The organism is Streptomyces durocortorensis (genome assembly GCF_016901035.1).
Lineage (GTDB): Bacteria > Actinomycetota > Actinomycetes > Streptomycetales > Streptomycetaceae > Streptomyces > Streptomyces durocortorensis.
The window spans coordinates 1-1560 of sequence record NZ_JAFEUF010000483.1 but is presented as its reverse complement, the minus strand read 5'-3'; the positions used below and the strand labels follow the sequence as shown (position 1 = coordinate 1560).

Genomic DNA, 1560 nt, shown 5'->3' with positions numbered 1-1560 from the left:
CCGCATCGTGCCACGTCCCGGGCACGGGGCCGAATCAGCCAGTGGGCGGCCTGACCGGTTCTCCCGCCGTACGCCGCCCCCCCCCCCCGGGGGCCCCCCGGGGGGGGGGGCCCTTGCGTCGTTCCGTGTCCGTGCCCGGACGCCCGACTCAGTCCCCTCAGTCCCCCGTAGGCACCCGCAGCAGGTCGACCAGCCGGCAGGTCGTGCCGGGCGGCACCTCGCCCAGGCCATGGACCTCCTCCACGACGCTCTTGCCGGGCGCGAGGTCGACCACTCCGGTGACGCCGTCGGCGACCTTCGCGCCGTCCTTGCCGAGGAACTCGACCCCGATGTTGTAGCTCGCCGTCGTGGACGAGCCGTTCACGACCTTCACCTTCGCCGACTGCCAGCCGATCTGCGGATCGCGCGTGCACGCGGTGATCGTGACGTCCTCCTCCACATCCGGCTCGGTCACGGTGGCCTGCGGCGCCGGCTCCTCCTCGTACTCCTCGCCGTACGGCTCCTCGTACGGCTCCTCCTCGTACGGTTCGGAGTACGGCGCTTCCGACCGCGGCGGCAGCGCGATGGAGTCCTGGACCGACGACATCAGCGTGTGGACGAGCGCCACCACCCCTCCCGCCACGACGAGCGCACCTGCCACGGCGAGCGTCGCGATCAGCCCCGTACGCTGCTTGCGCGGCGGCGCGGCGGGAGCCGCCCAGGGCGAAGGCTGCGCCGCCGGAACGGCCCCTGCCGGAACCTGGTGCTCCGGCTGCGGCTGTTCGGGCGGAGGCGGCGGAAAGTTGTCGGACATGCGGTCCCCCCACGGGAAGTCGTGCAGATGAGGGGCTTACGGTACGTGGCCCCACCCGCACCACCGACGCCACCTGTACAGAAAGCGAATGGACCACCATGGGCGAGCTGATCCTCATCCGGCACGGCGAGACCGAGTGGTCCCGTTCCGGACAGCACACGAGCTGGACCGACCTTCCCCTCACCGACGTCGGGGAGCGCCAGGCCCGCGCGCTCGTCCCGCTGCTGGCCGACCGGCACATCGGGCTCACGCTCGTCAGCCCGCTGATCCGGGCCCGCCGCACCGCCGAACTGGCCGGGCTCCCCGCCCCCCGGGTCACCCCCGAGCTGCGGGAGTGGGACTACGGCGGGTACGAGGGCATCACCACCCGGGAGATCCGCCGCACCCGCCCCTTCTGGAACCTCTGGACCGACGGCGTCGACCCCGGCTCCCCGGAGCACCCGGGGGAGAGCCCCGCCGAGATCGGGCAACGGGCCGACCAGGTGCTCGCGGGCGTCCGGTCGGCCGCCGAGGAGGTCCGGGACGAGGAGGACATCGCCCTCGTCGCGCACTCGCACTTCCTGCGCGTCCTCACCGCCCGCTACCTCGGCCTGACCCCGGCTGAGGGCCGCCTCTTCCAGCTCGCCACCGGCGCGGTCTCCCGCCTCGGCACCGAACACGGCCGGCCGGTCGTCGCCGCGCTCAACGTCGCCCTGCCGGAGAGCCTCCAGCCGGAGTGACCCCGGCGACAGCCCCCCCGCGGCCTCGGCGGCCGGCGGGGCCGGGGG

At 74.2% G+C, this 1560-nt stretch carries 2 protein-coding genes; one reads left to right on the top strand and one right to left on the bottom strand.

The genetic code is table 11. The annotated features are described in order from the left end of the window. Window positions 1–157: 157 nt before the first annotated feature. Window positions 158–793: a hypothetical protein gene (locus JS521_RS35610; protein ID WP_205086983.1), complete on the bottom strand. Its 636-nt coding sequence runs from the start codon at window positions 791–793 to the stop codon at window positions 158–160. Window positions 794–891: 98 nt separating this feature from the next. Between JS521_RS35610 and JS521_RS35605 the strand changes: the two genes are divergently transcribed. Next, window positions 892–1512, top strand: a complete 621-nt coding sequence (locus JS521_RS35605; RefSeq protein WP_205086982.1) for a histidine phosphatase family protein — start codon at window positions 892–894, stop codon at window positions 1510–1512. The last annotated feature ends 48 nt before the right edge of the window (window positions 1513–1560 follow it).